The following is a 25,240-nucleotide window of genomic DNA, read 5'->3' on the forward strand; positions in this document are numbered from 1 at the left end:
AGCCGTGGGCCTTGTCTCAGCGGGGGCCGAGGCTCCAGCGCGGACCCTGCGGACCGTCCTCGATGACCAGGCCGGACTGCCCCAGCTGGTCGCGGATGGCGTCCGCGGTGGGCCAGTCCTTGCGGGCCCGGGCGGCCTCGCGCTGGTCGAGGACCATACGCACCAGCGTGTCGACCACGCCGTGCAGGTCCTCGCCGCGGTCGCCCTCCCCGGCCCAGTGCTCGGCGAGCGGGTCGAGGCCGAGGACGCCGAGCATCGCGCGGACCTCGGCGAGCCGGGCCACGGCGGCTTCCTTGTCGTCGGCGGCCAGCGCGCTGTTGCCCTGCCGGACGGTGGTGTGCACCACGGCGAGCGCCTGGGGCACGCCCAGGTCGTCGTCCATGGCCTCGGCGAAGGCGAGCGGCACCTCGGCGGAGGGCTCGACGACGCCGGCCTTCTCCACCACGCGCTGCACGAAGCCCTCGATCCGCGCGAACGCCGACTCGGCCTCGCGCAGCGCCTCCTCGCTGTACTCGATCATCGAGCGGTAGTGCGGGGTGCCGAGGTAGTAGCGCAGCACGATGGGCCGCCAGCGCTTGACCATCTCGCTGACCAGCACCGAGTTGCCGAGCGACTTGGACATCTTCTCGCCGCTCATGGTGACCCAGGCGTTGTGCAACCAGTACCGCGCGAACTCGTCACCGTAGGCCTTGGCCTGGGCGATCTCGTTCTCGTGGTGCGGGAAGACCAGGTCGAGGCCGCCGCCGTGGATGTCGAACGCGGTGCCGAGGTACTTGTGCGCCATCGCCGAGCACTCCAGGTGCCAGCCAGGGCGGCCGCGGCCCCACGGCGTCTCCCAGCTGGGCTCCCCCGGCTTCGCCGCCTTCCACATGGCGAAGTCACGCGGGTCGCGCTTGCCGGTCTCGCCGGCGCCGGACGGCTGCTGGAGGTTGTCCAGCTCCTGGTTGGACAGCTCCAGGTAGCCCGGGAAGGAGCGCACGTCGAAGTAGACGTTGCCGTCGGCCTCGTAGGCGTGCCCGCGCTCGATGAGGCCGCGCATCATCTCGACCATCTCGGTGATGTGGCCGGTGGCACGCGGCTCGTAGGTCGGCGGGAGGCAGCCGAGGGCGTCGTAGCCGTCGTTGAACGCGCGCTCGTTCTCGTAGCCGATGGACCACCAGGGGCGGTTCTGGTCGGCCGACTTGGCGATGATCTTGTCGTCGATGTCGGTGACGTTGCGCACGAACGTGACGTCGTAGCCGCGGTACTCGAACCAGCGGCGCATGATGTCGAAGTTCAGGCCGGAGCGGATGTGGCCGATGTGCGGGGCGGCCTGCACGGTGGCACCGCACAGGTAGATCGAGACGCAACCCGGCTGGAGCGGGGTGAAGTCACGGATCTGCCGGGCGCTGGTGTCGTACAGGCGAATAGTCACGACACCAGGGTAGTAGGCCGGGGCGTATGTACGGCACCGTTCTCGAGTGCGGGTCCGTGGGGGCTTGTCGCGCCCATGCGGCGGAGCCGCACAACAGACACAGCCCCGCGCCCCCCAGAAGCCGGACCGGTCATCCGCGCTTCACGACCAGCGCCGTCGCCACCGCCATGAGGCCCTCGTCCCGGCCGGGGAAGCCGAGGCCGTCCGTGGTCGCTCCCGACACGGATACCGGCGCGCCCGCCGCCTCCGACAACAGCTTCTGGGCCTCGTCCCGCCGCTTTCCGATCTTCGGTCGCGGGCCCACGACCTGCACCGCGATGTTGCCGATACGGAAGCCGGCCTCGCCGACGATGCGGGCGGCCTCGGTCAGCAGCGTGACGCCCGACGCGCCGGACCATTCGGGGCGGCCCGTGCCGAAGTGCTGCCCCAGGTCACCGAGGCCCGCGGCGGAGAAGAGGGCGTTGCAGGCGGCGTGGGCTACGACGTCCGCGTCGGAGTGGCCCGCCAGGCCCGGGCCCTCGCCCTCCCACTTCAGGCCGGCGCACCACAGCTCGCGGCCCTCCTCGAAGGCGTGGATGTCGGTGCCGATGCCGACCTGGGGGAGCGGGGGCTCGTAGCGGGGTTCGTCAGAAGCCATCGTTGAGCCTCCTGCGGGCCAGGACCGCCTCCGCGAGGACCAGGTCCAGGGGGCGGGTGACCTTGAAGGCCTCCTCGTGCCCGGGCACGGCCACGACCGTGAGGCCGAGCTGCTCGACCATGCCGGCGTCGTCGGTGACCTCGCCGGTCACCGTCTCGTGTGCCCTGACCAGCGTGGCCCGGTCGAAGCCCTGCGGGGTCTGCACGGCACGCAGCAGCGCGCGCTCCGGCGTGGCGACGACCGGCTCCGGCTCGCCGGGGGCCCGGGCGGGCTCGACCTGCTTGACGGTGTCGGCGAGCGGCAGCGCCGGGACCACGGCCGGGGCGCCGTCCCGTACGGCCTCGATCACGGCGTCGACGGTGTCCACCGGGACCAGCGGGCGGGCCGCGTCGTGCACCAGGACGATGTCGTGGCCGGACGGCAGCGCGTCCAGGCCGAGCTTCACGGACTCCTGGCGGGTCTGCCCGCCCGGGACGACGAGGAAGTCCGTCCGCTCGGGCAGCGCGTACGCGTCGAGCAGCGACCTGACCTCGGCGGCACCGTCGGGCGGGGCCACGACGACGACCAGGGAGACGGCGCGGGAGGCGGCCAGCGCGCGGACCGCGTGGATGAGCATGGGGGTGCCGCTCAGGGCGCGGAGCGCCTTGGGGGCGCCCGGGCCGAGCCGTACACCGCGGCCGGCGGCCGGGATCACGGCCGCCGTACGGGCTGCCGCGGGGGCGGCCGGCGGCTCAGGGCGTGATTCGTCAGACATCGGTTCCTGTCAGGTTTGTGTGCTGGCCTGGCGTGGGTATGGCCTGGAGGAGTGCCGGGCGCGACGCGCTCGACCGGACCCTTCCGTGACGCTGGTCGAGCCGGCTGCCCGGGCCCGGCACGCCAAATCAACCGGGTCGTGAGTGATAACACATCCCGGGGCGGCGGTGCACCGGCATCCGAGTACGAACATGCCGCAGCGCCCGGCGACAGGAAATTCGTCATCGGGCACCGCGGCATTTCGGTGTGCAGCGTTGATCAAGCGTCAAGCAGAGTGCTGATCGACGGGCTTCGCCTCAGGAGGCGAGTACCTCGTCGAGCAGGGCCTCGGCCTTGTCCTCGTTGGTGTTCTCCGCGAGGGCGAGTTCGCTCACCAGAATCTGGCGGGCCTTGGCGAGCATGCGCTTCTCGCCTGCGGAGAGTCCACGCTCGCGCTCACGACGCCACAGGTCACGCACCACTTCCGCGACCTTGATGACATCGCCGGAGGCGAGCTTCTCCAGGTTTGCCTTGTATCGACGGGACCAGTTCGTGGGCTCCTCGGCGTACGGCGCGCGCAGCACCTCGAAGACCCGGTCCAGCCCGTCCTGACCGACCACATCACGCACGCCGACGAACTCCGCATTGTCCGCTGGCACACGTACCGTCAGGTCGCCCTGGGCGACCTTCAGCACCAAGTAGGTCTTGTCCACGCCTTTGATCTGGCGAGTTTCGATAGCCTCGATCAGCGCGGCCCCGTGATGGGGATAGACCACGGTGTCGCCAACCTTGAACGTCATGTGACAGGTACCCCTTCCGTGGCTATCCAGGGTAACACGGAAACTGCGGGTTCTGAATGGCGTTTTCGCAGGTCAGGGCATATCTCGGGGCTTGACAAGTCCGACAGGAACGTGCTTCGCCCAGGGGATGGAAGAAGGTATTCGCAGGTGGGAGCGGCTGTCCGGGGTGAGCGAAACGCGTACGTTACACGTATCCGAAGCCCCCTCCAGATGGCCGAACATCCCGATATGTCCCGTTCCGTATGATCGACTTCCGCTACTCCGTTCGGCGGCCCGAGCCGGGTTCCCGTCGAATCCGGAATTGATCACGAACCCTCCGGGCGGGCCGTCGGTGATCAATTCCGAGGTGCTCCGCGCATTCCTTCACGGAAATTTTGCGGTACTGCCCCGGGGCTCTTATGTGAATGCCGGACGAGCACTCCGCCTATGTGACCCAGGAGTCACATGTGATGTGGGAGTCAGTTGTGACACAGGTGCGATCAGAGGTCCCGGGGGGTCGGGTGCGGCGGTGCGGGAACGGCTCGGTAACCTGAGGCCTGCTGACACACCCTTAGGGCGGCTTTATCGGCCGCTCTGCTCGAGTCAAGGAGTTGCCGCCGCCGTGAGCAGCAGCCTTCGACGCGGCGCCCTCGCCGCTGCCGCCGTCGCGTTCTCGATCGCCTCGCTCGCCGCGTGCGGCGCCGGCAACAGCGCCCAGACACTGGAGATCAAGCCGGACAACGCGGCGACCAGCGTGGGCGACATCAAGATCCAGAACGCCGTGGTGATCACCCAGCCCGACCTGGAGTCGACCGGCCCGGCCGCGATCTCCGCGACCTTCTTCAACTCCGGCAAGACCGCCGAGACGCTGGAGTCCATCACCATCCCTGGCACCGGCAAGACCGCCGAGCTCAAGCCCGCCAAGGGCGGCAGCCTCAGCATCCCGGCCGGCGGCTCGCTGATCGTGGGCGGCAAGGGCAACGCCACCGCCATGCTGCCGAGCAGCCGTGAGGCCGTGCAGGACGGCAACGCCCAGAAGGTCACCTTCACCTTCAGCAAGACCGGTGACGTGAGCCTGCGCGCGTTCGTCGTCCCCGCCGAGCACTACTTCAAGGAGTGGGGCCCTAGCGAGGTCCCGGCCGCGCCGGGCGCGTCGGGAGCCCCGTCCGGTTCGCCGTCGGGCTCGCCGTCCGGTTCTCCGGCCGAGGGCGAGTCGGGCGCGCCGGAGAGCCCCGCCGGTGAGGCCCCGGGCGGTCACGAGTCGCCGGCCACGCCGACGGACGCGGCTTCGGCGAGCGCGACGGGTGGCGCGGGCGCCGGGCACTGAGCGGCCGTAGAGAGCAGTAGAAGGGGCGGGACCTCCTGGAGGTCCCGCCCCTTCCGTTTCCGTCTTCGGCGTGCGGCTTACGGCTCGAACTTGTAGCCCAGGCCGCGGACCGTCACCAGGTAGCGCGGGGCGCCCGGGTCCGGCTCGATCTTGGCGCGCAGGCGCTTGACGTGGACGTCGAGAGTCTTGGTGTCACCGACGTAGTCGGCGCCCCAGACCCGGTCGATGAGCTGCATGCGGGTCAGGACGCGCCCGGCGTTGCGCAGCAGCATCTCCAGCAGGTCGAACTCCTTCAGCGGCAGGTCGACCTTGGTGCCGCCGACCGTGACCACGTGCCGGTCGACGTCCATGCGGACCGGGCCGGCCTCCAGCGCGGCCGGGGTGACCTCCTCGGGCTCGCCGCGGCGGCGCAGCACGGCCCGGATACGGGCGACCAGCTCGCGCGAGGAGAAGGGCTTGGTGACGTAGTCATCGGCTCCTATCTCCAGGCCGACGACCTTGTCGATCTCGCTGTCCTTGGCGGTCACCATGATGACGGGGACGTTGGAGCGGCCGCGCAGCTGGCGGCACACCTCGGTGCCCGGCAGGCCGGGCAGCATCAGGTCGAGGAGGACGAGGTCGGCGCCGTTGCGCTCGAACTCGTCGAGTCCGTCGGGGCCCGTGGTCGCGACCGCGACCTCGAAGCCCTCCTTGCGGAGCATGTACGACAGGGCGTCGGAGAAGGACTCCTCGTCCTCGACGACGAGCACTCGGGTCACGGAAGGACCTCCGGGGCAGGAAGCGTTTCGTACGCGGTTGATTCGGGGGATGTGGGGGTGGACCGCCCGGCCTCCTCGTCGAGGCCCGCGCCTCCTGCGCGTTCATCTCGGGCGGGCTGCTGATGTGCGCGGTCGCGGGCCGCACCGGCCTCCGGCAGCCGCAGGGTGAAGGTGGAGCCCTGGTTCTCGGCGCTCCACACGGAGACCTCCCCGCCGTGCGAGGCGGCCACGTGCTTCACGATCGCCAGCCCCAGTCCCGTACCGCCGGTGGCACGGGAGCGGGCGGGGTCGACGCGGTAGAAGCGCTCGAAGATGCGCTCCTTGTCCTTGTCGGAGATGCCGATGCCCTGGTCGGTGACGGCGATCTCGATGTGGTCCCCGCCGGACGCGTTCACACTACGGGCCGCTATACCGACGCGGGTGCGGGCGGGCGAGTAGTTGACCGCGTTCTCGACGAGGTTGCCGAGGGCGGCGGCGAGCTGGCCGCGGTTTCCCCATACGTGCAGGTCGGCGGTGCCGCCCGCGGCCATGGTGATCTGTTTGGTGCCGGCCTGGTGCCGGCAGCGGTCGATGGCCTCGGCGACGAGTTCGTCGACGCGGACCGGCTCGGCGTCCTCCAGCGGGTCGTCGTTCTGCACCCGCGACAGGTCGATGAGTTCCTGCACCAGGCTGGTCAGCCGGGTGGCCTCGATCTGCATGCGTCCGGCGAACCGCTCCACGGCCTCGGGGTCGTCGGAGGCGTCCATGACGGCCTCGGAGAGCAGCGAGAGGGCACCGACCGGGGTCTTCAGCTCGTGGCTCACGTTGGCGACGAAGTCGCGCCGGACCGCCTCGATCCGGCGGGCCTCGGTGAGGTCCTCGACGAGCAGCAGCACCAGCCGGGAGCCGAGCGGCGCGACCCGCGCGGAGACGGCCAGGGCCTCTCCGCGTCCGGTACCGCGCCGCGGCAGGTCCAGCTCCACCTGGCGTATCTCCCCGTCGCGCCTGGTGTCCCGGGCCATCTGCAGCATCGGCTCGACGGCGAGCTTGCCGCCGCGGACCAGCCCGAGGGCGTACGCCGCCGAGCTCGCCTTGACCACCGCGTCCGCCTCGTCGAGCACGACGGCCGAGGACCTGAGGACCGACAGGACGGTGTCCACGCCCGGCGGAAGCACCGGGTCCGTGTGCAGGGAGGTACGCGTGGGGCGCTTCTGCTCGCGCTCGCTCCACCGGAACGCCAACATGGCGATGACACCGGTGAGCACCCCGGCGATCGCTGCCACTGCGGCGACCGCCGCGTTCACGTCCATGCACCCAGGTTAGGCATGGCTCGGGCACGGGCCACAGCCGTCGGAGTGCGACCTCGAACACTCGTCGCCCAGAGTTCACCTTGGAGCCAGTATTGGTTCATTTGGGATGACGGAAACGGACGCGTACAGGCCAGAACGTGGGAGCGTGGGGTTCGGACCGTTGGTAATACGACGGTCGTACCGCCGGTTGTTCGGTGGGTCCCGGCCTGTTCGCTGGGCCCCGGCCCTTGAACCCCCGACACAGACGCACGAGAGGGAAGCCTGATGCGGGACGCGTACCACGAGGAACTGGACTCGATCAGCGACAGTCTGGTGGAAATGGCCCGGCTGGTCGGATCGGCGATCGGGCGCGCCACCACCGCCATGCTCGACTCCGATCTGAAGCTGGCCGAGGCCGTCATCGAGGCCGACCAGAAGGTCGACGAGCTCCAGCACGACCTGGAGGCCCGGGCCATAGCCCTGCTGGCGCGGCAGCAGCCGGTGGCGACGGACCTGCGCATCGTCGTCACGTCGCTGCGCATGTCGGCCGACCTGGAGCGCTCGGGCGACCTCGCCCAGCACGTGGCGAAGCTCGCCCGCCTGCGCTACCCGGACCGCGCGGTCCCGAGCGACCTGCACGCCACCATCCTGGAGATGGGCCAGCTCGCCCAGCGCCTGATGGCCAAGGCCGCCGAGGTGATCATCACCAAGGACGTCGACCTGGCGCTCCAGCTGGAGCAGGACGACGACGAGATGGACCTGCTGCACCGCACCCTCTTCCAGCACCTGATGGACGACCGCTGGAAGCACGGCATCGAGACGGCCGTGGACGTCACGCTGCTGGGCCGTTACTACGAGCGGTTCGCCGACCACGCGGTCTCGGTCGCCAAGCGCGTGGTGTACCTGGTGACGGGTGAGCACGCCGACGAGATCCAGACGGACGTGCAGCCGGAGATCCAGGCGGTGGCCACGGAGGCGGAGAGCGCCTGAAGACCGGGGGCGGGTGAGGATCGGCCGGGGCGCGCGCAAGCCTCAATGCGCCGTTGATGCGCCCAGCGGAACGGGCATCCAATGGGCACAGGCACCAGCCTGGGCACAGGCACCAGCCCTGAGGAGGAACCCATGGCCGATTCCCCCAGCACCACGCCCGACCCCACGCAGGAGCGCGAGACCGAGCAGCCCGCCGAGATCAGGAAACTGACCCTGATCGCCGCGTGCGGCTGCGGCTCGGGCTGCGGCTGCGGGTGCCAGTCGGGCAGCCCCTGCCAGTGCGGCTGAATTCCGTAGGGCCCCGGAGGTTCGCCTCCGGGGCCCTACGGCGTTGAGGTCGCCCGCGTGCGCGTACGGGCGGAGCATGGAACCGGAGGGTTCACGGGAGGGTTCGTACGGAAGGAGGCGCGGGCCATGGCCAAGTTCATGGATGTCCACCACAGCATGAAGGGCATCACGGAAGAGCAGCTGCGTGAGGCCCACAACGCGGACCTCGCCATAGAGGGCGAGGAGCGCGTCCACTTCGAGAAGGCCTGGGCGGACCCGGAGTCGGGCCACGTCTACTGCCTCTCCGAGGCGCCCTCGGCCGAAGCCATCCAGCGCGTTCACGAGCGCGCCGGGCACAAGGCCGACGAGATCCATCCGGTGCCGCTGTCGATTCAGTGAAGTGAGGCGAGGTGAGGTGAGGTGAGCGGCCGGCGGCAGAACTCGCGCCGTAGCCGCACACCACCGGGAACATCGCGGGCCGGTATCAGGTCCCGGAGGCGGACCCCTCCGGGACGGGCCCCAGGACCTGCGCGGCAGGCTCCCTCTCCTCCTCCTTCTCCTCCTTCTCCTCCGTCGTCTTCTCCTCTGTCATCTCTTGCGGCAGCCGCCGCATCAGCACCTGGTACCCCAGCCCGGCCACCGTCCCGACGACCGCGCACAGCCCCCACATCCACTCCGCCCCGACCCGGTCGATGACGAAGCCGGACAGCAGCGGGGCGACGAGGGCGGCGACGGACCAGGACATCGTGTACATGCCCTGGTAGCGGCCGCGGCCGTGCAGCGGGGACAGCCGGACGACCAGGCCGGTCTGCGTCGGGGCGTTGACGATCTCGGCCAGCGTCCACACGCACACCGTGAGGGCGATCGCGCCGACCGACCCGGCGAAGGCGGTGAGCGCGAAGCCGTACCCCGCGAGGAGCGAGGAGATGACGAGCAGCCGGCGGGGGTCGCGGTGCTCGATGAACCGCGTGACGGGAATCTGCAGGACGACGATCAGTACGCCGTTGACGGCGATCGCCGCCCCGTACTCGACCGGCGTGAACCCGGCCTCCCCCATCGCCACCGGCAGCCCCACCGACCCCTGCTGGAAGATCAGCGCGACGAGGAAGGACAGCCCGACGACGCTCATGAAGCGCCCGTCGCGCAGCACGGTGCCGAGGCTGACGGAGTCGTCCCGGGCACCGCTCCTGTCACTGACGGCCGTCTCGGCGGCGGGCTTGGACTCCGGCAGCCGCAGGAAGACGAGGATCGCGCAGGCCATCGTCATACCGGCCTCGACCAGGAACCCGGCGCGGTAGCTGACCTCGGCGATGAACCCCGCGGCCATGGTGGACACGGCGAAGCCGAGGTTGATGGCCCAGTAGTTCAAGGAGAAGGCGCGGATACGGTCCTCGGGCCGCACGATGTCCGCCATCATCGCCTGCACGGCCGGCCGGGAGGCGTTGCTCGCCATGCCCACGAGGAAGGAGACACCGGCGATCGCGACCGGGTCGCGCACGAACCCGAGGAGCGCGACGGACACGGCGGTCGAGGCCTGGGCGACGAGCAGCGTCGGCCGCCGGCCCAGCCGGTCGGTCATCACCCCGCCCCCCAGCGAGGAGATCACTCCGCCGAGCCCGTGCAGGGCGGCGACCAGACCGGCGTACGTGGCGGAGTAGCCGCGGTCGAGCGTCAGGTACAGCGCCATGAAGGTGGCGACGAAGGCGCCGAGCCGGTTGACGAGGGTGCTGGTCCACAGCCACCAGAACTCACGGGGTAGCCCCGAGACGGTCTCCTGGACAGCACGTCTGGCGCGGACGGCGTACGGCATGGACTCCCCCGGATGTGACTGGCCGCGCGTAAGTGGCGCACGTAGGAGTCACAAATTACGAGCGGCTGCTTGACGGCGGCCACTCGATTAACGGATCCGGTCAAGCGTCCGCCTGCCGGGCAGCCACGCGAACGGGCGAATGCGTGGATTACGCTCTGGGGCATGGCCGACGCACCGTACAAGCTGATCCTCCTCCGCCACGGCGAGAGCGAGTGGAACGAGAAGAACCTGTTCACCGGCTGGGTGGACGTCAACCTCACCGCGAAGGGCGAGAAGGAGGCGACGCGCGGCGGCGAGCTGCTCAAGGACGCCGGCCTGCTCCCCGACGTCGTGCACACGTCCCTCCAGAAGCGCGCCATCCGCACGGCGCAGCTCTCCCTGGAGTCCGCCGACCGCCTCTGGATCCCGGTCCACCGCAGCTGGCGCCTGAACGAGCGCCACTACGGCGCGCTGCAGGGCAAGGACAAGGCGCAGACGCTCGCCGAGTTCGGCGAGGAGCAGTTCATGCTGTGGCGCCGGTCCTACGACACCCCGCCCCCGGCGCTGGACGTCGACGCCGAGTACTCCCAGTTCTCCGACCCGCGCTACGCGACTCTCCCGCCGGAGCTGCGCCCGCAGACGGAGTGCCTCAAGGACGTCGTCAACCGCATGCTCCCCTACTGGTTCGACGCGATCGTCCCCGACCTCCTGACCGGCCGCACGGTCCTGGTCGCGGCCCACGGAAACTCGCTGCGCGCCCTGGTCAAGCACCTGGACGGCATCTCCGACGAGAACATCGCGGGCCTCAACATCCCGACGGGCATCCCGCTGTCGTACGAACTCGACTCGGAGTTCAAGCCGGTGAAGCCGGGGGGGACGTACCTGGACCCTGAGGCGGCTGCGGCGGCCATTGAGGCGGTCAAGAACCAGGGGAAGAAGAAGTAGCTCACGCCCTTTTGCCCTTTAGGCCCCCGACCTGCGGTTTGTTCGCGGGGTGGGGGCTTTCTGGTGAGGGCGGGTCGTCTCTGGGCCCTCAGAGGCCGCTTCCGAGGACACGGCTGCGCCGGGCCTGCCGGTACTCCTCGTAGAGCCGGTCCCCGGTCACGCAGCTGCCGACGGTCTCGCCGTTGTCATCCACGATCCGACAGTCCTGGCATGCGGGGCAGTGCAGCAGCATGCGCAGGTACGCGGCTCGCTCGGGGGCCTTCGGGCACTGGTGGTCCTCGTTCTCGTAGTGGTCGCACAGGGCGAGGACGGAACGGGCGAGGCGTTGCGCGTGAGCGGTCCGGGCCCGGGCAGACGGATCGCGGCCGGGCTGAGCGCTCAGCCGCAGGCGGGCCTCCCCCACGCAGGAGAGCGCACAGGCCCGCACCACGCTGTCCTCGGGCATGGCCAGCGCCGCCGTTTCGACCTCGGGAATGGTCAGCATGAGGTGTCCGTGCAGTTGGAGCGTCAGCGTCTCCAGCCCTTCTGGAGACGGCACCTCAGCGTTGCTCCCGAGGAAGCGGTCCGCGCTGGCGCGCATGGTCTCGAGGTCCAGCGGCGGCGCGGTCATGACTCGTCCTCGTCACCGAGGCAACGACCCGCCATCGCGAGAGCCAGCACGTCGACCGCCATGCCCAGTCGCCCGGGCCGGAGGAGGGGCACAGCCCAGTAGGACGCCCGTGTCTGCTCATCGAATGTGGTGCGGTCGGCTCGCGGCACTCCGAGGTACGTGCCCTCGCCCAGGCACTCCGCGACCGGCGCGCACCACATCTGTGCGGTGCCGGGTGGTACGAGGGCGTAGTAGCGGCGGAAGCCCGGATCGTGAATGACCGGGGCACCGCTGAGACATCGGGCCAGCCGATCGCTCACCGTGTCCCGATCCGCGCTCGCGACCGCCCGGTGCACGACTAGCTCGGGCAGACGCACCGCCTCGAAGACCCTCCCCAACGGAATCACGGCGAGCTCGGCGGCACCGTTCCACTCTCCACGCGCGGTGTCCGGTGACGGATGGGCCGATGCCAGCCACCGCTCGACCGTCCCACAACCCGGCGAACCCGCCGGGGATGGGCAGGAAACCCCCTGGAACCTAATCTCTGTCATGTCGGCGCTCCTCAGCAGCGTTGGCCACGCCCCGGGACCGGTCGCACGGTCGCACGGTCGCCGGGGTCCTTGCAGGAAGACCCTTCCGCCAGACGCCGATCGCTCCCATCCCAAGCCCTATAGGAGCGCCCTATATTGGAGCTATGGGGGAATTCCACACGGACCTCTGGTCCCATCCCGCACTCGCCTCAGCGGTCACCGACGAAGACTGGGGCCAGGTCTTCCGCACCTACCGCAAGCTCACCGGCCTCAGCCAGACCAAGCTCGGTGAACTCGTCGGCCTGGTCCAACCCGACGTCTCCGACATCGAACGCGGACGGCGCCGGGTGACCTCGCTCGAGGTGCGGCAGCGCATCACGGCCGGGCTCGATATCCCACCGTTCCTGCACACTTCACCGGAGCACCCGAACACGGCACCGGTCCCCGCACTCTCCCTCGCCGGCCCCGGACCCGACGAAGACCTCCTGGCCCGCGTCACGAGCGTCGTCGACACAACACACCGCGTGGACGCCCCCACCCTGGACTGGCTGGACCGCCTGCTCGCCGAACACCGCCGCGCAGAGGACGTGATCGGCTCCCGCCCCCTCGTCGAGGTGATGCGCCGACAACTCCACACCGTCGTCGACCTCTACGCCGCCGCCCGCGGCCCGCTCGCCGACCGTGTGGTGCGCCTTGCCTCCGAACACGCCCAATTCCTCGCCTGGATGGCCCAGGACCAAGGCCAGACGGCCGCCGCACTGGCCTGGTACGACCGCAGCCACGAATGGGCCCTGGAAGCCGGCGACGCCAACATGGCCGCGACCACCCTCAGCATGAAGGCCCACATGGCCTGGTCCGGCGGCCGCGGCACCCGCTGCGTACGGCTCGCCGAAGCCGCCCGCTGGTCCGCCCCCGGCACATCCCTCGGCGTCCAGGGCATGGCCGCCCAGATGACCGCCCGCGGCCACGCCCTCAACGGCGACGCCGACAGCGCCGAACGCCACCTGGACGACGCCCAGACCCTCATCAGCCGGGCCGCCGAGCACCCCGAGGACGAGCCCCCGTGGATGTACTTCTACGGCGAAACCTGGTTCACCCTGCAACGCGGCATGGCCGCACTGCACCTACGGAACTGGCAGACAGGCATCACCCACCTCACCACCGGCCTGAACGCCCTGCCGGACGACTACCGACGCGACAGAACCTGGTACCGGTCCTGCCTCGCACACGCCTTCGCCGGCGCCGGTGAAGCAGCACAGGCACTCGCAGTAGCCACGAAGGCCGTTCCCGAAGCCTCAGAGGTCGGCCGTCCTCATTCCTGGAACGAACTCCACACCACAGCGGCGGTTCTCCTGCGACGCGGAGCCGGGGAAGGGCACCAACTGGTCGCCGCATTGCGAGAGCACGACTGAGAAGGACGGCTAGGGCCTGTCCGGCGGATCATCGTTCAGAGGACGAGTTCCCCGGCTCGGCGGGCCACCTCGTCCGGCGTGAGGTCCTCCAGATGGGTGAGGAAGACCCAGACGTGGCCATAGGGGTCCTTCAATATGGCCGTGCGGTCGCCATGGAACTGATCGGTCGGTGGTTGCAGGAGTTCCGCACCAGCCGCGGTGGCTTGTTGCGCCAGCGCATCGACGTCATCGACGAAGACGTGCAGGCCCACAGTGGTGCCGCCGATGGCCGTCGGTGCGCTGAAGAGTGGCCCCTCGGCGTCGCCCAGCATGACGGTGGAACCGTGAATCGTGACTTCGGCGTGCACGATGCGTCCGTCGGGGCCGCCGAGGCGGAACAGCTCGGTGGCACCGAATGCTCGGGTGTAGAAGTCGATCGCGTTCGCGGCGCCATCGACCATGATGTGGGCGACGACAGCGTTGCGGTAGGTCTCGGGAATGGCGTTCGTGGTCATGGAGACTGCCTCCTTGGGGGCTCTTGCCTATGACCATGAACGTAGAAGCTGAACCATACTTGAGGTCAAGTGTGGGTCAATTGGCGGGCGATGAGGGAGCTGTGCGAAGCCACAGCCTGATCGCTGCGAGGGTGATGGTGCCGTGGAAGATGTAGGCGCGTTTGTCGTATCTCGTGGCCACGGCTCGGGAGTTCTTGAGGGCGTTGATCGTTCTCTCGACTTCGTTCCTCCTTTTGTAGATCGTCTCGTCGAAGCCGGTGGGCCGGCCGCCCCTGCTGCCTCGGCTTTGGCGGTTGGCGCGCTGGTTCTTCGGCTCGGGGATGGTGTGCTTGATCTGGCGTCGCCGCAGGTAGCGGCGGTTACGGCGGGACGAATACGCCTTGTCCCCACCGACATGGTCGGGCCGAGTACGCGGGCGTCCGCCATCGAGACGGCCCACTCGGATGCGGTCCATGACGGGGGTGAACTGCGGGGCGTCGCCCCACTGGCCCGGTGTGATCAGCAAGGCCAGGGGGCGGCGTCCGCCTTCCCCGGCGAGATGGATCTTGCAGGTCAGGCCGCCCCGAGAGCGCCCGAGTCCCTCATCGGGGCGGTGCTGCCGGGGCGTTGTTCTTTTCCCGACACCCGCGGGCGTCTCTTGCGGGCTCCGGCGGCGTGCTGGTGGGCCCGGCAGGAGGTGGAGTCCACACTCACCATCGACCAGTCGATGCGGCCCTCGGCGTCGGCGTCCGCCAGGACGGCCGCGAAGAGCCTGTCTCAGGTGCCGTCCGCCGACCAGCGTCGGTGCCTCTCGTACACGGTCTTCCACTTGCCGAAACGCGCAGGCAGATCCCGCCACGGCACACCGGTGCGGTTCCGGTACAGGATCCCGTTGATGATCCTGCGATGGCTCGCCCAACGACCGCCCCGCTTGCCGGACTTCGGCAGATGTGGCCTCAACCGGACCCATTCATCGTTCGACAGATCTCCCCGCCCCATGGACATGCCAACGAGCCGACCCCAGACCGGTCACATGATCCGCCGGACAGCCCCTAGCCAACGAGCGCGTTGACCGCGATGCCAGCACCAACGAGGCCGAAGGTCGAGAGCCCGGCGATCCATACGGGGTAGGCACGAAGACGGGCCAAACGCGGAACACGCACGCCGAGCTGGCTACACCGGTCGTTCAAAGGCCGGTGAAGCACCTCCCACCCCTGGTCGCGCTCGAACCTCTCCAGCCAAACAGCATCCGCAGTCGCACTGAGTCGGTGCCTCATCAGGAGCTCAACAGACAGGAGCGCGACCACTACGGAGAGAAGCCCCGATGTGAGGCGCGCGAGTTGACCAGAGCCGGGCCCGAGGCCGATCGTCATCAAGAACGCCTGGGCAGTGAGGGCGATACCGGGGACCTGCCAGACCATCTGGTCGAGGCCCACATGCCGGGCTGCGACCACTTGATACATGATGAGGCGATCGTCCGAACTCGGTTGCGTCGCCATGTAAGCCCCCGTTGATCGACGTTGGTGAGCATGCTCTGCGCGAGACTGATACCACCGAGATGGAGCAGGCATCCCTGACGGCCACCTTCCAAAACCCCTTGGCCACCACGGCGTTGTCGAACAGGGCGAGTTCAGCACGGCTCGGGGCTCGAACAGCTCTACGTGGTGTTCAAGCATCTCGCGAGTGATCGGGGCTGTTCGTCGAACGTGTCGATGTCGAGGTCTGCCAGCCATTCGTCCGGGCACAGGCGTACAGCCGGAGTCTCGTGTGCCCCGTCCTGCCGTAGGTCTGGATGCCCGATATTCGGTGGCGGAGCCGTTGCGGGCCGGTACACCATGCCCCCCATGGTCTCGGATGAGCACACCCGTGAACGAGCCGCGGCTCGGTGGACGCAGGCGACCGTCTATTCCGACATGTGGGTTGATCCGGACGATGACCCCCGCGAGAGCGGCACCGAAGTCGTCGATGAGCGCAGCGCCCTGCTCGAGAGCCTGCGTCACTATCGACTGACCCTGGAGATGAAGTGTGCGGGGCTGGATGCCGAGCAGATGGCTCGGCGGTCCGTGCCGCCGTCCACGATGTCCCTGCTCGGGCTGGTGCGGCACATGACCGAGGATGAGCGGCATTTTCGGCGGGTGATGGCCGGTGAGGACGCGCCGAAGCTGTATCGGACCGATGAGGACCGGGACGGGGACTGGAACGGCGCGGTCGCCGACCCGGGGGTCGTGGAGGATGCCTGGCGGCAGTGGCGTAGCGAGGTGGAGCGCACTGATCGGTACCTGGGTGGCGTCACCGACCTCGCCAGTACGAACGCCGGGTTCTCCGACCTCGGGCCTGAGCCCGGTGGGCAGCTTCAGTTGCGGGATGTCCTGGTGGCGCACATCGCGGAGTACGCACGGCACTGCGGTCACGCCGATCTCCTGCGTGAGTCGATCGACGGGCGCGTCGGGCAGTAGCGATGTCTGGCCTTGGTGGGCGGTCATGACCCCTCGGGTAATCGACCGCTCCTCCCTCTCCCGGCAGGATCGGACGTGTCCAGACGGCAGCGGAGCGAGGAGAGTGCCATGTTCGTCAAGTCCAGCCCTATGAAACCGACTTCCGCCGAAACCACCCGAGCCGTCGTCGAGGAGTTCCTCGCAGCCCGGCTCGCCGGGGACACCGGGCGGCTGACGGAGATCTTCGCCGACGAGGTCGACTGGGTGCTCGCCGAGAATCCCGGTGTTCCGTGGATACGGCCCCGGTCCACTGGCGCCGAGTGTGCAGCACAGGGCGCGGAGTTGGCTGAGTACACCGTGCCTGAGGACGCCCGCGCCTCCGTCGACGCCTTTCTCGTGGACGGCGCCGACGCCGTGTTGACGGGGTATTTGGCGGGGACCGTACGGGCCACAGGGAAGTCCTTCGAGGGGCCGTTCGCGTTGCGGCTCACCGTCGAGGGCGGGCGGATCACGCGGCACCATCTGTATGAGAACAGCTTGTCGATCGCCGAGGCCTGCACCCCTTGATCGAACCCGGCCCGTCGCCCTGGCGCGCACCTCGGGAGGTGCCGACCGTGTCGGCTCACGGGTGCATCCGCGCCCCCTTCACCACCTTGTCCACCGCGTTCTTCGGGCCGTGGACGAGGAGGCCGACCAGGTCCAGGTCCCCCGTCGGTACCGCCCGCACCGCCGCGCGGTTGTCGCGGTCGTTGCCCGTAGCGAACAGGTCGGACGTGAAGATCGCGCGGGGGAGGGAGCGGGACAGGGCCTTGATGTGGGCCGTGGTCAGGGTTTCCTTCGTGGCCTCGAAGACCATGACCGGCTGGCGGAACATCGGCAGGTAGGGCACGCCGTCGGCGTCCTCGTACGGTTCGCCGATCACCTCGGGGAGCTGCGTTCCCAGGCCGCTGACCAGGAACGATGTGACGTTGAGGCGCTGCCACTGCTCCAGGTCCGCGCGCAGCAGCACGGCGATCTTCGTGTCGAAGCGGATCGGCTCGACCGGCTCGACCGGCCCGGGGGGTGGTTCGGTGTTCATGATGCGAGCCTGCCGGGCCGTCCCCGCCGGGGTCTTGTACGTTTTTTGCATGGCCTCCGAGTCCTCCCGGCCCTCCCGGACCGTCTCCGCCTGGCGGCCCCCCGTCGCGGGTGTCGTCGAGGTCTTCCACGCCCGCTTCACCGAGTACGCGTATCCGATGCACGTCCACGAGGCCTGGACGCTGCTGATCGTCGACACCGGCGCCGTGCGGTACGACCTCGACCGGCACGAGCACGGCACGCCGCACGACACCGTGTCGCTGCTGCCGCCGCACGTGCCGCACAACGGCTCTCCCGTCACCGCGGAGGGCTTCCGCAAGCGGGTGTTGTATCTCGACGGGACGTATCTCGGGGACGAGCTCATCGGGGCCGCCGTCGACCATCCCGACCTGCGCGATCCGCTGTTGCGGCGGCGCGTCGGGCAGTTGCACGGCACGCTGGTGCGGCCCGGTGAGGAGCTGGAGGCCGAGAGCAGGCTGCTGTTCGTCGGGGAGCGGCTGCGCGGGCATCTGCGGGGCGACCCCGCCGCCCCACGGGCCGCCGATCCCGTCCTCGCACGCCGGCTGCGCGAACTGCTGGACGAGCGGGTCGTCGAGGGGATGGAGCTCCGTGAGGCCTCGGCGCTCGTCGGCGCCCATCCGGCCCATCTCGTACGGGCGTTCAGTGCCGCTTACGGCATCGCCCCGCACCAGTACCTGACGTCACTGCGCGTGGGCCGCGCCCGGCGGCTGCTGCTGGAGGGGCGGACGCCGAGCGAGGTGGCGGTGGCGACCGGGTTCTACGACCAGTCGCACCTCACGCGGCACTTCCGGAGGCTGGTGGGGGTACCGCCCGGGCGTTACAGGGCGGCCATCGGCTAGGCCGTGTCCGCAGGGCGCTGGGTGAGGTGCGCGAACGCGTCCAGGTTGCGCGTCGACTCCCCCCGGGACACCCGCCACTCGTACTCCTTGCGGATCGCCGAGGCGAAGCCCAGCTCCAGAAGGGTGTTGAAGCTGCCGTCCGCCGCTTCCAGGACCTGGCCCAGCAGGCGGTCCAGTTCGTCGGCGGTGACGGCGGCGAGGGAGAGCCGCCCGGTGACGTAGATGTCGCCGTGCCGGTCGACGGCGTAACTCACGCCGTAGAGCTTGAGGTTGCGTTCCAGCAGCCAGCGGTGGACGGCCGGTTCGTTCTCGTCGGGGTGGCGGATGACGAAGGCGTTCAGGGAGAGGGAGTGGCGGCCGACGAGCAGGGAGAGCGTGGTCTTGAGCTTGCGGGTGCCGGGGAGCTGCGCGACGTACGTGCCGGGCTCGGGGTTCTCCCACTCCAGGTCGGCGTCCTTCAGCACTCCCTCGATGACCTGTGCCGCGCGCTGTTCCTGACCGGTGTCACCCATGGTGCGAGCGTACGCGACGGCGGTGCGCCTGCATCGCGGCCGTGTAGACGTCCGCCGTGGCGGCGGCCGCGGTGTCCCAGCCGAAGGACTGGGCGTGGCGGGCCGCCTGCGCGCCCATACGGGACGCCAGGTGCGGGTCGTCCGCGAAGTCGCGCAGCACGCGCGCGTAGTCGGCGGGATTGTGGCCGCGTACGAGGAAGCCGGTGTGTCCGTCGCGGACGGCTACCGGCAAGCCGCCGACCGATGCCGCCAGCACCGGAGTGCCCGCCGCCTGGGCCTCTATGGCGACCAGGCCGAAGGACTCGCTGTAGGAGGGCATGACCAGGAGGGAGGCGGCGCGGAACCAGTCCGCGAGCTGTTCCTGGCCGACCGGCGGGCGGAACCGTACGACGTCCGCGACGCCGAGGCGGGCGGCGAGCTTCTGCAGGCCCTCGGGCTTGGCGAGGCCGCTGCCGCTGGGGCCGCCGACGACGGGGACGAGGATGCGCGAGCGCAGCTCGGGGCGCTCGTCGAGGAGGACGGCTACGGCCCGCAGCAGCACGTCGGGGGCCTTCAGGGGCTGGATGCGGCCCGCGAAGAGCGGGATCAGCGCGTCCTGGGGCAGGCCGAGACGGGCGCGGGCGGCGGCACGGCCGTCGGCGGGCGAGAAGCGGGTCAGGTTCACGCCGGGGTGGACCACGGCGAGTTTGTCGGGGTCGGCCGCGTAGTGCCGTGCCAGTTCGTCGGCCTCTTCGGTGGTGTTGGCGATGAGGCGGTCGGCGGCGGAGACGATCTGGGTCTCGCCGATGACGCGGGCGGCCGGCTCGGGGCTGTCGCCGTCGGCCAGGTTGGCGTTCTTGACCTTGGCCATGGTGTGCATGGCGTGCACCAGGGGGACGCCCCAGCGCTGGGCGGCGAGCCAGCCGACGTGGCCGGAGAGCCAGTAGTGGGAGTGGACCAGGTCGTAGTGGCCGGGGCGGTGACCGGCCCAGGCCTGCATGACGCCGTGGGTGAAGGCGCACAGCTGGGCCGGGAGGTCCTCCTTGTTGAGGCCCTCGTAGGGGCCGGCGTCGATGTGCCGGACGAGGACGCCGGGGGCCAGCTCGACGGTCGGCGGGAGGGCGGCCGCGGTCGCGCGCGTGAAGATCTCCACCTCGACGCCCTGCGCGGCGAGGCGCTGCGCGAGCTCCACGATGTAGACGTTCATGCCGCCGGCGTCGCCGGTGCCCGGCTGGTGGAGCGGGGAGGTGTGCACGGAGAGCATGGCCACCCGGCGGGGCCTGCGGTGCAGCCTCAGACGCGCGGGCGCGGACGCGGAGCGCCGCCCGAGCCTGCCGATGTACTGGCTCACGTGGCGTTCCTCCTCGCTCCGGGCATGCCTCGCGCAGGACGCGCTGTGCCCTGCACGGGACTGAACACCGGAGGGGGGCGCTCCATTTCCCCGTTCGATTCCCTGTTCGCGACTTTTACCGAATCATTACCGCTCACCGCTCAACCGTTCGAGGGCGTGGAGCTCCCGAAGGGCTTCCCCGCAGGGCTCCGGATGGGCTCCGGATGGGCCCCGGACGGGCTCCCTTGCCCGCCGGGCCCGGGAGCGTGACGGGCCGGTGAACTCGATCGGAAATCGCAGGTCACGGGCGTTGTCCCCGGCGTGAAAAGACTGTCGATCCCGGTGCCTCGGACAACCGGGCTCCTGCCCCACCGGTCACAACCAACGAAAGGATCGACCACTGCCTCACGGAGGTTATGCAATGCCCTCTCGCCTCATCGGCCGCCGGACGTTACGCGCGGCGACGGTTCTGACGCCCCTTCTCGGCATCGGCCTGGCCGTCCCGATCGCCCTCGCGGGCCCGGCCGGGGCCGCGCAGCCGACGGCCACCGCCTCGGTGAACGAGTACGGCTGGCAGCTCACCTACACGGCCGCCCCCGGGCAGGCCAACAAGGTGACCATCGCCCAGTCCTTCACCGGCGACCGCTCCCGGTTCACCTATGTGATCGACGACGTCGTCCCGATCAGCGCCGGGGCCGGCTGCGGCCACCCCGACAGCGCGGACAAGACCAAGATCTCCTGCACGGTCGAGGCTCCCGAGAGCCAGTCCCCGCTCACCTCCATGGAGATGGACCTCGGCGACGGCGCCGACACCGCCTCCTTCGACAACGCCACCGACCAGGTCTACTACTTCAACGCGGTCGAACTGGGCGACGGCGACGACCGGTGGACCGGCACCACCGGCAGCCGCGTCGACGGCGCGTCGGTGCGGGGCGGCGCGGGCGAGGACACCATCAGGGCGGGCGCGCTGGGGTACGCGGGCGGCGGGGCAGGCGACGACACCCTCTACGCGGGCGCCGACGGCGAGATCGTGGACGGCGGCGCGGGCGACGACGTCCTGCACGGCGGCGCGGGCGACCAGATCCTGCGCGCCGACGACGGTGACGACACGGTCTACGGCGGTGCCGGCGACGACGAGATCTACGGCGGCAGGGGCAACGACATCCTGCACGGGAACGGCGGCGCCGACCGGATCTGGGGGAACAGCGGCGACGACGAGCTGTACGGCGGACCCGGCGCGGACACGCTCTCCGGCGGGCCGGGCAGGAACATCGTCCGCCAGGACTGACGCGGTTCTCGCGGGCTCCCGGGTGTCCTCGGGCGCCACCGCCGTTCCCGGGGACACCCGGGAGCCACTCCTGAGGGCCGCATACCCTCGTACGCATGACATCCCGCGCAGCGACCCGCCCCCGCGTCGTGGGCACGGTGACGCGTGGGACGACCAACCCGAACCGCCTGCGCCGTATGGACCGCTGGATCGCGGCCACGCACGGCGCGGAGCTGCGCCGCGCCGCCGACCCCGTGACGGTCGACCTCGGGTACGGCGCCGCCCCCTGGACAGCCGTCGAGCTGCTGCACCGTCTGCGTACGGTCGCGCCACGCACGCGCGTGGTGGGCGTCGAGATCGAGCCCGCCCGGGTCGCGGCGGCGTTGCCCTACGAGCGGGCGGGGCTCGTGTTCCGGCACGGCGGCTTCGAGATCCCCCTCCCGCAGCGGCCCCTGCTCGTCCGGGCGGCGAACGTGCTGCGGCAGTACGAGGAGGGCGAGGTCGCGGCCGTGTGGGAGCGGCTGTGCGGGCGGCTCGCCCCGGCCGACCCGGCCACCGGTGCGCGCGGCGGACTGCTGGTCGAGGGGACCTGCGACGAGATCGGGCGGCGGCACGTGTGGATCGCGCTCGGCCCCGAGGGGCCGCGCACGGTCACCTTCGCGACCCGGCTGGGCTCCCTGGAACGCCCCTCGGACCTGGCGGAACGCCTGCCGAAGGCGCTCATCCACCGCAATGTCCCGGGCGAGCCGGTGCACGCCTTCCTGCGCGACTTCGACCGCGCCTGGGCGGCCGCCGCGCCCTACGCCTCCTACGGCGCCCGCCAGCGGTGGATCCGGGCGGTACGGGACCTGAGGGCGGACTGGCCGGTGGCGGACGGGCCGGTGCGGTGGCGGCAGGGCGAAGTGACGGTGCGGTGGGAGGCGTTGGCGCCGCGGGGTTGAGCGCACCGGCATGGCCCGCCGGGAACGATCTCTTTGAGTCGTTCGTCACACAGGCGGGGAGATCGTCATGCCGGGGGCATACCGATGAGGGAGTGGCGGGAAGCACTACCCCTGTCGCTTTGGGCGCCGGCATGGCAGCATCCCAGGCGAACCGGATGTTACTGACGGTTAATCAGTTGGGGGCTGAGGTATGGGAACGGGCAAGCGTGGCCTGATCGCGACGGCTGTGGCCGTGGTCTGCGCGATCACCGTGCTGGCGGCACCGGGCACGGCGTTCGCCAGTCCGAGCCCCTCCCCCACGCCGAGCGCGAGTTCAACGCCCGGGCCCAGCAAGGACCTCGAGGCCGTACGCGAGAAGCTCGACAAGCTCTACCGCGCCGCGGGCCGTGCCACCGACGAGTACAACGCCGCCGAGGAGAAGGCGGACAAGCAGTCCGCCGAGATCGTCGAACTGGCCAAGAAGATCGTCAAGGGCAAGGAGAGGCTGGCCGAGCTGAAGGACCGGGCCGGTGCCTCGGCCGCCGCGCAGTACCGCGGGGGCGGACTGCCGCCCGAGGCCCATCTGACGCTCAGCGACGACCCGCAGGAGTTCCTCGAAGGAGCGGTCCGGGTCCGCCAGGGCCAGCACGCGGCCAAGGGCCTGATCGGCGAACTGGCCCGCACCCAGCAGGACTTGGAGCAGTACGCCAAGGACGCCTCCGCGCAGTGGAAGAAGCTGGAGGCGGGCCGCAAGGCCAAGGCCGCCGCGCAGAAGAAGATCGAGAAGCAGATCAAGCAGGCGGAGAAGGTCGAGTCCGAGCTGCGGAAGGACGAACAGAAGCGCCTCGCCGAGCTGGAGAAGCAGGCCGCGGCCAAGGCGCAGTCCGCCTGGCTCGGCTCCGGCATCCTCGACGAGATCAACGGCAAGGCGTCCAAGCAGGGCAGGAAGGCCGTCGAGTACGCCACGGCCCAGATCGGCAAGCCGTACCAGTGGGGCGCCGAGGGCCCGACGACCTACGACTGCTCCGGGCTGACCTCACAGGCCTGGATATCCTCCGGCCGCGGCATACCGCGCACCTCGCAGGAGCAGTGGAAGCGGCTGCGGCACATCGACGTCCAGGACATGCGGCCCGGCGACCTCATCATCTACTTCGACGACGCCAGCCATGTCGCGATGTACATCGGCGACGGGGCGATGGTGCACGCCCCGCGCCCCGGGCGGGACATCACCGTCGCGGGAGCGGGATCCATGCCTATCCTCGGGGTCGTAAGGCCGGATCCCGGCACCGACGCCGGGTGAACATATCGGGCATCGGGCACCTTTGGTGACCCGGCCCACGTGACCCACCGCACGCCGGGGTCCCCGACCCACGCGGTGTCGGCGTGACGTTCGTCATCTCCGCAGCATCTCCGGCCTGTCCAACTGCGGTACATATCGCGGCATATGACACTGGCCGATGGCGCGGCGGCGTGGCTCACACCATTCCTATGCGGCGCCGACACCCGCTATGGTCCCCGTCGGTGGGTCGAGGTCCCTCGCCCCCGCCATGCCCTCGGGGGGAGGGAAGGAACCCAAGACAATGCCCGTACCCATACCGCGGCAGAGAGCGATCCCGGCCGTGGAGAGTGGTCAGGCGCAGGCCGCGTCCCCGTGCGGCGGACCCGCCGAGGGCTCCGTCACGGACGCCTCGAGCGCGGCCCCGCGCACGCCGGACACCGCCGGGAACATCACGGAGAAGGTGGAGAACAACACCGCCCACACCAATCTGACCCTGCTGCTGATCGAGGACGACCCGGCCGGTTCGCCGATCGTGCCGGACATGCTCGACCAGGCAGGCAAGCCGATCCGCGTCCGCACGGCCCGCAATCTGACCGAGGCCGGGCGGCTGCTGACCGACGACGTCCACTGCATCCTGCTGGACCTCGCGCTGCCGGCGCCGGGCCACAGCGACTCCGAGGACGAGCTCGCCGTGCTCAAGCACGTGCTGGAGCTCGCGCCCCGGCACGCCGTCCTGGCGCTGACCGCGTCGGGCGACGCCGAGCGCGGCGCGGAGGCGGTGCGCGTGGGCGCCCAGGACTACCTGTTCCGCGACGAGCTGGACGGCCGGCTGCTGAGCCGCGCGATCCGCTACGCGGTGGAGCGCAAGCGTTCCGAGTCGGCCGAGCGCCGGCTCGCCGAGGGCCGGCTGCGGGCCCAGGAGAACCGCCGCCTGGAGCGCGGTCTGCTGCCGACCCCGCTGCTGGAGGGCTCTCCGCTGCGGTTCGCCGCCCGCTACCGCCCGGGCCGCTCGCGCGCCCTGCTCGGCGGTGACTTCTACGACGTCGTCCGCACCCCGGACGGCACCGTGCACGCGATGATCGGTGACGTGTGCGGCCACGGCCCGGACGAGGCCGCCCTCGGGGTGGAGCTGCGGATCGCGTGGCGCGCGCTGACGCTGGCGGGCCTGTGCGGCGACCAGCTGCTGGGCACGCTGCAGCAGGTGCTGGAGCACGAGCGGGCCGACGACGAGATCTTCGCGACGCTGTGCACGGTGGACATCGCGCCCGACGGCCGCCGCGCCGGCCTGTGCCTGGCGGGCCACCCCTCGCCGCTGGTGGCCCGCCCGGGCAAACCGGCCCGCCTGCTGCCGTACGACAACAACGGACCGGCCCTCGGGCTGCTGCCGGGTGCCCGCTGGCCGCGTATGCAGGTGGAGCTGGGTGCCGAGTGGAGCCTGATGCTCTACACGGACGGCCTGATCGAGGGCCATATCGGCCGGGGCCGGGAGCGGCTCGGCCAGGACGGCATGACCGAGATGATCCGCCGCCAGTTCGCCGAGGGACTGCGGGGCGAGCGGCTGCTGCGGGCGGCGGTGAACGAGGTGCGCGCGCTCAACGGTGGCGAGCTGACGGACGACGTGGCGGTACTGCTGCTGGACCGGGTGCCGTAGCCAGGATCCGGCGCTGCCCA

At 70.3% G+C, this 25,240-nt stretch carries 27 protein-coding genes and 1 pseudogene; 13 read left to right on the forward strand and 15 right to left on the reverse strand.

Annotated features, from left to right (window positions below):
* Window positions 1-16 precede the first annotated feature (16 nt).
* From cysS to ACZ6I3_RS10520, 4 genes are all read right to left on the reverse strand, one after another.
* Entirely contained in the window at window positions 17-1,414 is a 1,398-nt protein-coding gene (cysS, locus tag ACZ6I3_RS10505) for a cysteine--tRNA ligase (protein ID WP_469413515.1), read from the reverse strand.
* 130 nt (window positions 1,415-1,544) lie between these two features.
* Entirely contained in the window at window positions 1,545-2,051 is a 507-nt protein-coding gene (gene ispF / locus ACZ6I3_RS10510; protein WP_469413516.1) for a 2-C-methyl-D-erythritol 2,4-cyclodiphosphate synthase, read from the reverse strand.
* Window positions 2,041-2,805, reverse strand: coding sequence for a 2-C-methyl-D-erythritol 4-phosphate cytidylyltransferase (gene ispD / locus ACZ6I3_RS10515; RefSeq protein WP_469413517.1), 765 nt, complete (start codon window positions 2,803-2,805; stop codon window positions 2,041-2,043). The genes ispF and ispD overlap by 11 nt, the downstream gene beginning before the upstream one ends.
* 295 nt (window positions 2,806-3,100) lie before the next feature.
* Window positions 3,101-3,583 (reverse strand): CarD family transcriptional regulator, encoded by a 483-nt coding sequence (locus ACZ6I3_RS10520; protein ID WP_003953493.1) that lies wholly within the window; start codon window positions 3,581-3,583, stop codon window positions 3,101-3,103.
* Between the two features lie 601 nt (window positions 3,584-4,184).
* On the opposite strand from ACZ6I3_RS10520, the gene ACZ6I3_RS10525 reads away from it, so the two are divergent.
* Complete coding sequence (locus tag ACZ6I3_RS10525) at window positions 4,185-4,889, forward strand: copper chaperone PCu(A)C domain-containing protein (protein ID WP_469413518.1); 705 nt, start codon at window positions 4,185-4,187, stop codon at window positions 4,887-4,889.
* A gap of 77 nt (window positions 4,890-4,966) precedes the next feature.
* Here the strand turns inward: ACZ6I3_RS10525 and phoP are convergent, their stop codons facing one another.
* Together phoP and phoR are read right to left on the reverse strand one after the other, a co-directional pair.
* Window positions 4,967-5,647: a two-component system response regulator PhoP gene (gene phoP, locus ACZ6I3_RS10530; RefSeq protein WP_004929857.1), complete on the reverse strand. Its 681-nt coding sequence runs from the start codon at window positions 5,645-5,647 to the stop codon at window positions 4,967-4,969.
* A complete protein-coding gene (gene phoR / locus ACZ6I3_RS10535) occupies window positions 5,644-6,936 on the reverse strand; it encodes a two-component system sensor histidine kinase PhoR (protein ID WP_469413519.1) in 1,293 nt (430 codons plus the stop codon). The genes phoP and phoR overlap by 4 nt, the downstream gene beginning before the upstream one ends.
* Before the next feature lie 264 nt (window positions 6,937-7,200).
* Between phoR and phoU the strand changes: the two genes are divergently transcribed.
* The 3 genes from phoU (at window position 7,201) to ACZ6I3_RS10550 (ending at window position 8,571) form a co-directional block, all read left to right on the forward strand.
* Window positions 7,201-7,905 (forward strand): phosphate signaling complex protein PhoU, encoded by a 705-nt coding sequence (phoU, locus tag ACZ6I3_RS10540; protein ID WP_469413520.1) that lies wholly within the window; start codon window positions 7,201-7,203, stop codon window positions 7,903-7,905.
* A 132-nt stretch (window positions 7,906-8,037) separates the two neighbouring features.
* On the forward strand, window positions 8,038-8,193 hold the full coding sequence (locus ACZ6I3_RS10545; RefSeq protein ID WP_215120614.1) for a hypothetical protein: 156 nt from the start codon (window positions 8,038-8,040) through the stop codon (window positions 8,191-8,193).
* A gap of 126 nt (window positions 8,194-8,319) precedes the next feature.
* Window positions 8,320-8,571 (forward strand): SCO4226 family nickel-binding protein, encoded by a 252-nt coding sequence (locus ACZ6I3_RS10550; protein WP_382590722.1) that lies wholly within the window; start codon window positions 8,320-8,322, stop codon window positions 8,569-8,571.
* Window positions 8,572-8,656: 85 nt separating this feature from the next.
* Here the strand turns inward: ACZ6I3_RS10550 and ACZ6I3_RS10555 are convergent, their stop codons facing one another.
* Window positions 8,657-9,982, reverse strand: coding sequence for an MDR family MFS transporter (locus ACZ6I3_RS10555; RefSeq protein ID WP_469413523.1), 1,326 nt, complete (start codon window positions 9,980-9,982; stop codon window positions 8,657-8,659).
* 162 nt (window positions 9,983-10,144) lie between these two features.
* Here ACZ6I3_RS10555 and ACZ6I3_RS10560 point away from each other — a divergent pair, with 162 nt between their 5' ends.
* Window positions 10,145-10,906, forward strand: coding sequence for a phosphoglyceromutase (locus ACZ6I3_RS10560; RefSeq protein WP_469413525.1), 762 nt, complete (start codon window positions 10,145-10,147; stop codon window positions 10,904-10,906).
* Window positions 10,907-10,994: 88 nt separating this feature from the next.
* On the opposite strand, the gene ACZ6I3_RS10565 is transcribed toward ACZ6I3_RS10560, so the two are convergent.
* On the reverse strand, window positions 10,995-11,516 hold the full coding sequence (locus tag ACZ6I3_RS10565; protein ID WP_469413526.1) for a DUF6415 family natural product biosynthesis protein: 522 nt from the start codon (window positions 11,514-11,516) through the stop codon (window positions 10,995-10,997).
* Window positions 11,513-12,046 carry a hypothetical protein gene (locus ACZ6I3_RS10570; RefSeq protein ID WP_469413528.1) on the reverse strand — a complete coding sequence of 178 codons (534 nt, stop codon included), beginning with the start codon at window positions 12,044-12,046 and terminating at the stop codon, window positions 11,513-11,515. The genes ACZ6I3_RS10565 and ACZ6I3_RS10570 overlap by 4 nt, the downstream gene beginning before the upstream one ends.
* Window positions 12,047-12,189: 143 nt before the next feature.
* On the opposite strand from ACZ6I3_RS10570, the gene ACZ6I3_RS10575 reads away from it, so the two are divergent.
* A complete protein-coding gene (locus ACZ6I3_RS10575) occupies window positions 12,190-13,437 on the forward strand; it encodes a helix-turn-helix domain-containing protein (protein ID WP_469413530.1) in 1,248 nt (415 codons plus the stop codon).
* Between the two features lie 35 nt (window positions 13,438-13,472).
* On the opposite strand, the gene ACZ6I3_RS10580 is transcribed toward ACZ6I3_RS10575, so the two are convergent.
* From ACZ6I3_RS10580 to ACZ6I3_RS10590, 3 genes and pseudogenes are all read right to left on the reverse strand, one after another.
* Window positions 13,473-13,931 (reverse strand): VOC family protein, encoded by a 459-nt coding sequence (locus tag ACZ6I3_RS10580; RefSeq protein ID WP_399018434.1) that lies wholly within the window; start codon window positions 13,929-13,931, stop codon window positions 13,473-13,475.
* 76 nt (window positions 13,932-14,007) lie between these two features.
* A pseudogene (locus tag ACZ6I3_RS10585) lies at window positions 14,008-14,909 on the reverse strand (IS5 family transposase).
* Between the two features lie 53 nt (window positions 14,910-14,962).
* Complete coding sequence (locus tag ACZ6I3_RS10590) at window positions 14,963-15,409, reverse strand: hypothetical protein (RefSeq protein WP_469413532.1); 447 nt, start codon at window positions 15,407-15,409, stop codon at window positions 14,963-14,965.
* 345 nt (window positions 15,410-15,754) lie between these two features.
* Here ACZ6I3_RS10590 and ACZ6I3_RS10595 point away from each other — a divergent pair, with 345 nt between their 5' ends.
* Together ACZ6I3_RS10595 and ACZ6I3_RS10600 are read left to right on the forward strand one after the other, a co-directional pair.
* Entirely contained in the window at window positions 15,755-16,366 is a 612-nt protein-coding gene (locus ACZ6I3_RS10595) for a DinB family protein (protein WP_469413534.1), read from the forward strand.
* 108 nt (window positions 16,367-16,474) lie between these two features.
* Window positions 16,475-16,912 carry a nuclear transport factor 2 family protein gene (locus tag ACZ6I3_RS10600; protein WP_469413536.1) on the forward strand — a complete coding sequence of 146 codons (438 nt, stop codon included), beginning with the start codon at window positions 16,475-16,477 and terminating at the stop codon, window positions 16,910-16,912.
* Window positions 16,913-16,967: 55 nt separating this feature from the next.
* Here the strand turns inward: ACZ6I3_RS10600 and ACZ6I3_RS10605 are convergent, their stop codons facing one another.
* On the reverse strand, window positions 16,968-17,423 hold the full coding sequence (locus ACZ6I3_RS10605) for a DUF2000 family protein (protein WP_469413538.1): 456 nt from the start codon (window positions 17,421-17,423) through the stop codon (window positions 16,968-16,970).
* Between the two features lie 49 nt (window positions 17,424-17,472).
* Here ACZ6I3_RS10605 and ACZ6I3_RS10610 point away from each other — a divergent pair, with 49 nt between their 5' ends.
* On the forward strand, window positions 17,473-18,282 hold the full coding sequence (locus tag ACZ6I3_RS10610; RefSeq protein WP_469413540.1) for a helix-turn-helix domain-containing protein: 810 nt from the start codon (window positions 17,473-17,475) through the stop codon (window positions 18,280-18,282).
* Here ACZ6I3_RS10610 and ACZ6I3_RS10615 read toward each other — a convergent pair.
* Both ACZ6I3_RS10615 and mshA read right to left on the reverse strand, forming a co-directional pair.
* Window positions 18,279-18,794, reverse strand: coding sequence for a type III secretion system chaperone family protein (locus ACZ6I3_RS10615; RefSeq protein WP_469413542.1), 516 nt, complete (start codon window positions 18,792-18,794; stop codon window positions 18,279-18,281). The genes ACZ6I3_RS10610 and ACZ6I3_RS10615 overlap by 4 nt on opposite strands.
* On the reverse strand, window positions 18,787-20,124 hold the full coding sequence (gene mshA / locus ACZ6I3_RS10620) for a D-inositol-3-phosphate glycosyltransferase (protein WP_469413543.1): 1,338 nt from the start codon (window positions 20,122-20,124) through the stop codon (window positions 18,787-18,789). The genes ACZ6I3_RS10615 and mshA overlap by 8 nt, the downstream gene beginning before the upstream one ends.
* Window positions 20,125-20,524: 400 nt before the next feature.
* On the opposite strand from mshA, the gene ACZ6I3_RS10625 reads away from it, so the two are divergent.
* From ACZ6I3_RS10625 to ACZ6I3_RS10640, 4 genes are all read left to right on the forward strand, one after another.
* Window positions 20,525-21,391, forward strand: a complete 867-nt coding sequence (locus tag ACZ6I3_RS10625; protein ID WP_469413544.1) for a calcium-binding protein — start codon at window positions 20,525-20,527, stop codon at window positions 21,389-21,391.
* A gap of 95 nt (window positions 21,392-21,486) precedes the next feature.
* Window positions 21,487-22,311 carry a class I SAM-dependent methyltransferase gene (locus tag ACZ6I3_RS10630; protein ID WP_469413546.1) on the forward strand — a complete coding sequence of 275 codons (825 nt, stop codon included), beginning with the start codon at window positions 21,487-21,489 and terminating at the stop codon, window positions 22,309-22,311.
* A gap of 190 nt (window positions 22,312-22,501) precedes the next feature.
* Complete coding sequence (locus ACZ6I3_RS10635; protein WP_469413547.1) at window positions 22,502-23,590, forward strand: C40 family peptidase; 1,089 nt, start codon at window positions 22,502-22,504, stop codon at window positions 23,588-23,590.
* Between the two features lie 280 nt (window positions 23,591-23,870).
* The gene (locus tag ACZ6I3_RS10640; RefSeq protein WP_469413548.1) at window positions 23,871-25,220 is read left to right on the forward strand and encodes a PP2C family protein-serine/threonine phosphatase; all 1,350 of its coding nucleotides are present in this window, start codon (window positions 23,871-23,873) and stop codon (window positions 25,218-25,220) included.
* Window positions 25,221-25,240: the final 20 nt, after the last annotated feature.

The sequence above is a fragment of the Streptomyces sp. NPDC041940 genome (assembly GCF_055589465.1).

Coding starts and splice junctions, on each gene's coding strand:
- ispF (WP_469413516.1), bottom strand. CDS start 2,051: ATGGCTTCTGACGAACCCCGCTACGAGCCCCCGCTCCCCCAGGTCGGC.
- ispD (WP_469413517.1), bottom strand. CDS start 2,805: ATGTCTGACGAATCACGCCCTGAGCCGCCGGCCGCCCCCGCGGCAGCC.
- ACZ6I3_RS10520 (WP_003953493.1), bottom strand. CDS start 3,583: ATGACGTTCAAGGTTGGCGACACCGTGGTCTATCCCCATCACGGGGCC.
- phoR (WP_469413519.1), bottom strand. CDS start 6,936: ATGGACGTGAACGCGGCGGTCGCCGCAGTGGCAGCGATCGCCGGGGTG.
- phoU (WP_469413520.1), top strand. CDS start 7,201: ATGCGGGACGCGTACCACGAGGAACTGGACTCGATCAGCGACAGTCTG.
- ACZ6I3_RS10545 (WP_215120614.1), top strand. CDS start 8,038: ATGGCCGATTCCCCCAGCACCACGCCCGACCCCACGCAGGAGCGCGAG.
- ACZ6I3_RS10550 (WP_382590722.1), top strand. CDS start 8,320: ATGGCCAAGTTCATGGATGTCCACCACAGCATGAAGGGCATCACGGAA.
- ACZ6I3_RS10555 (WP_469413523.1), bottom strand. CDS start 9,982: ATGCCGTACGCCGTCCGCGCCAGACGTGCTGTCCAGGAGACCGTCTCG.
- ACZ6I3_RS10560 (WP_469413525.1), top strand. CDS start 10,145: ATGGCCGACGCACCGTACAAGCTGATCCTCCTCCGCCACGGCGAGAGC.
- ACZ6I3_RS10565 (WP_469413526.1), bottom strand. CDS start 11,516: ATGACCGCGCCGCCGCTGGACCTCGAGACCATGCGCGCCAGCGCGGAC.
- ACZ6I3_RS10570 (WP_469413528.1), bottom strand. CDS start 12,046: ATGACAGAGATTAGGTTCCAGGGGGTTTCCTGCCCATCCCCGGCGGGT.
- ACZ6I3_RS10575 (WP_469413530.1), top strand. CDS start 12,190: ATGGGGGAATTCCACACGGACCTCTGGTCCCATCCCGCACTCGCCTCA.
- ACZ6I3_RS10580 (WP_399018434.1), bottom strand. CDS start 13,931: ATGACCACGAACGCCATTCCCGAGACCTACCGCAACGCTGTCGTCGCC.
- ACZ6I3_RS10590 (WP_469413532.1), bottom strand. CDS start 15,409: ATGGCGACGCAACCGAGTTCGGACGATCGCCTCATCATGTATCAAGTG.
- ACZ6I3_RS10595 (WP_469413534.1), top strand. CDS start 15,755: ATGGTCTCGGATGAGCACACCCGTGAACGAGCCGCGGCTCGGTGGACG.
- ACZ6I3_RS10600 (WP_469413536.1), top strand. CDS start 16,475: ATGTTCGTCAAGTCCAGCCCTATGAAACCGACTTCCGCCGAAACCACC.
- ACZ6I3_RS10605 (WP_469413538.1), bottom strand. CDS start 17,423: ATGAACACCGAACCACCCCCCGGGCCGGTCGAGCCGGTCGAGCCGATC.
- ACZ6I3_RS10610 (WP_469413540.1), top strand. CDS start 17,473: ATGGCCTCCGAGTCCTCCCGGCCCTCCCGGACCGTCTCCGCCTGGCGG.
- ACZ6I3_RS10615 (WP_469413542.1), bottom strand. CDS start 18,794: ATGGGTGACACCGGTCAGGAACAGCGCGCGGCACAGGTCATCGAGGGA.
- ACZ6I3_RS10625 (WP_469413544.1), top strand. CDS start 20,525: ATGCCCTCTCGCCTCATCGGCCGCCGGACGTTACGCGCGGCGACGGTT.
- ACZ6I3_RS10630 (WP_469413546.1), top strand. CDS start 21,487: ATGACATCCCGCGCAGCGACCCGCCCCCGCGTCGTGGGCACGGTGACG.
- ACZ6I3_RS10635 (WP_469413547.1), top strand. CDS start 22,502: ATGGGAACGGGCAAGCGTGGCCTGATCGCGACGGCTGTGGCCGTGGTC.
- ACZ6I3_RS10640 (WP_469413548.1), top strand. CDS start 23,871: ATGCCCGTACCCATACCGCGGCAGAGAGCGATCCCGGCCGTGGAGAGT.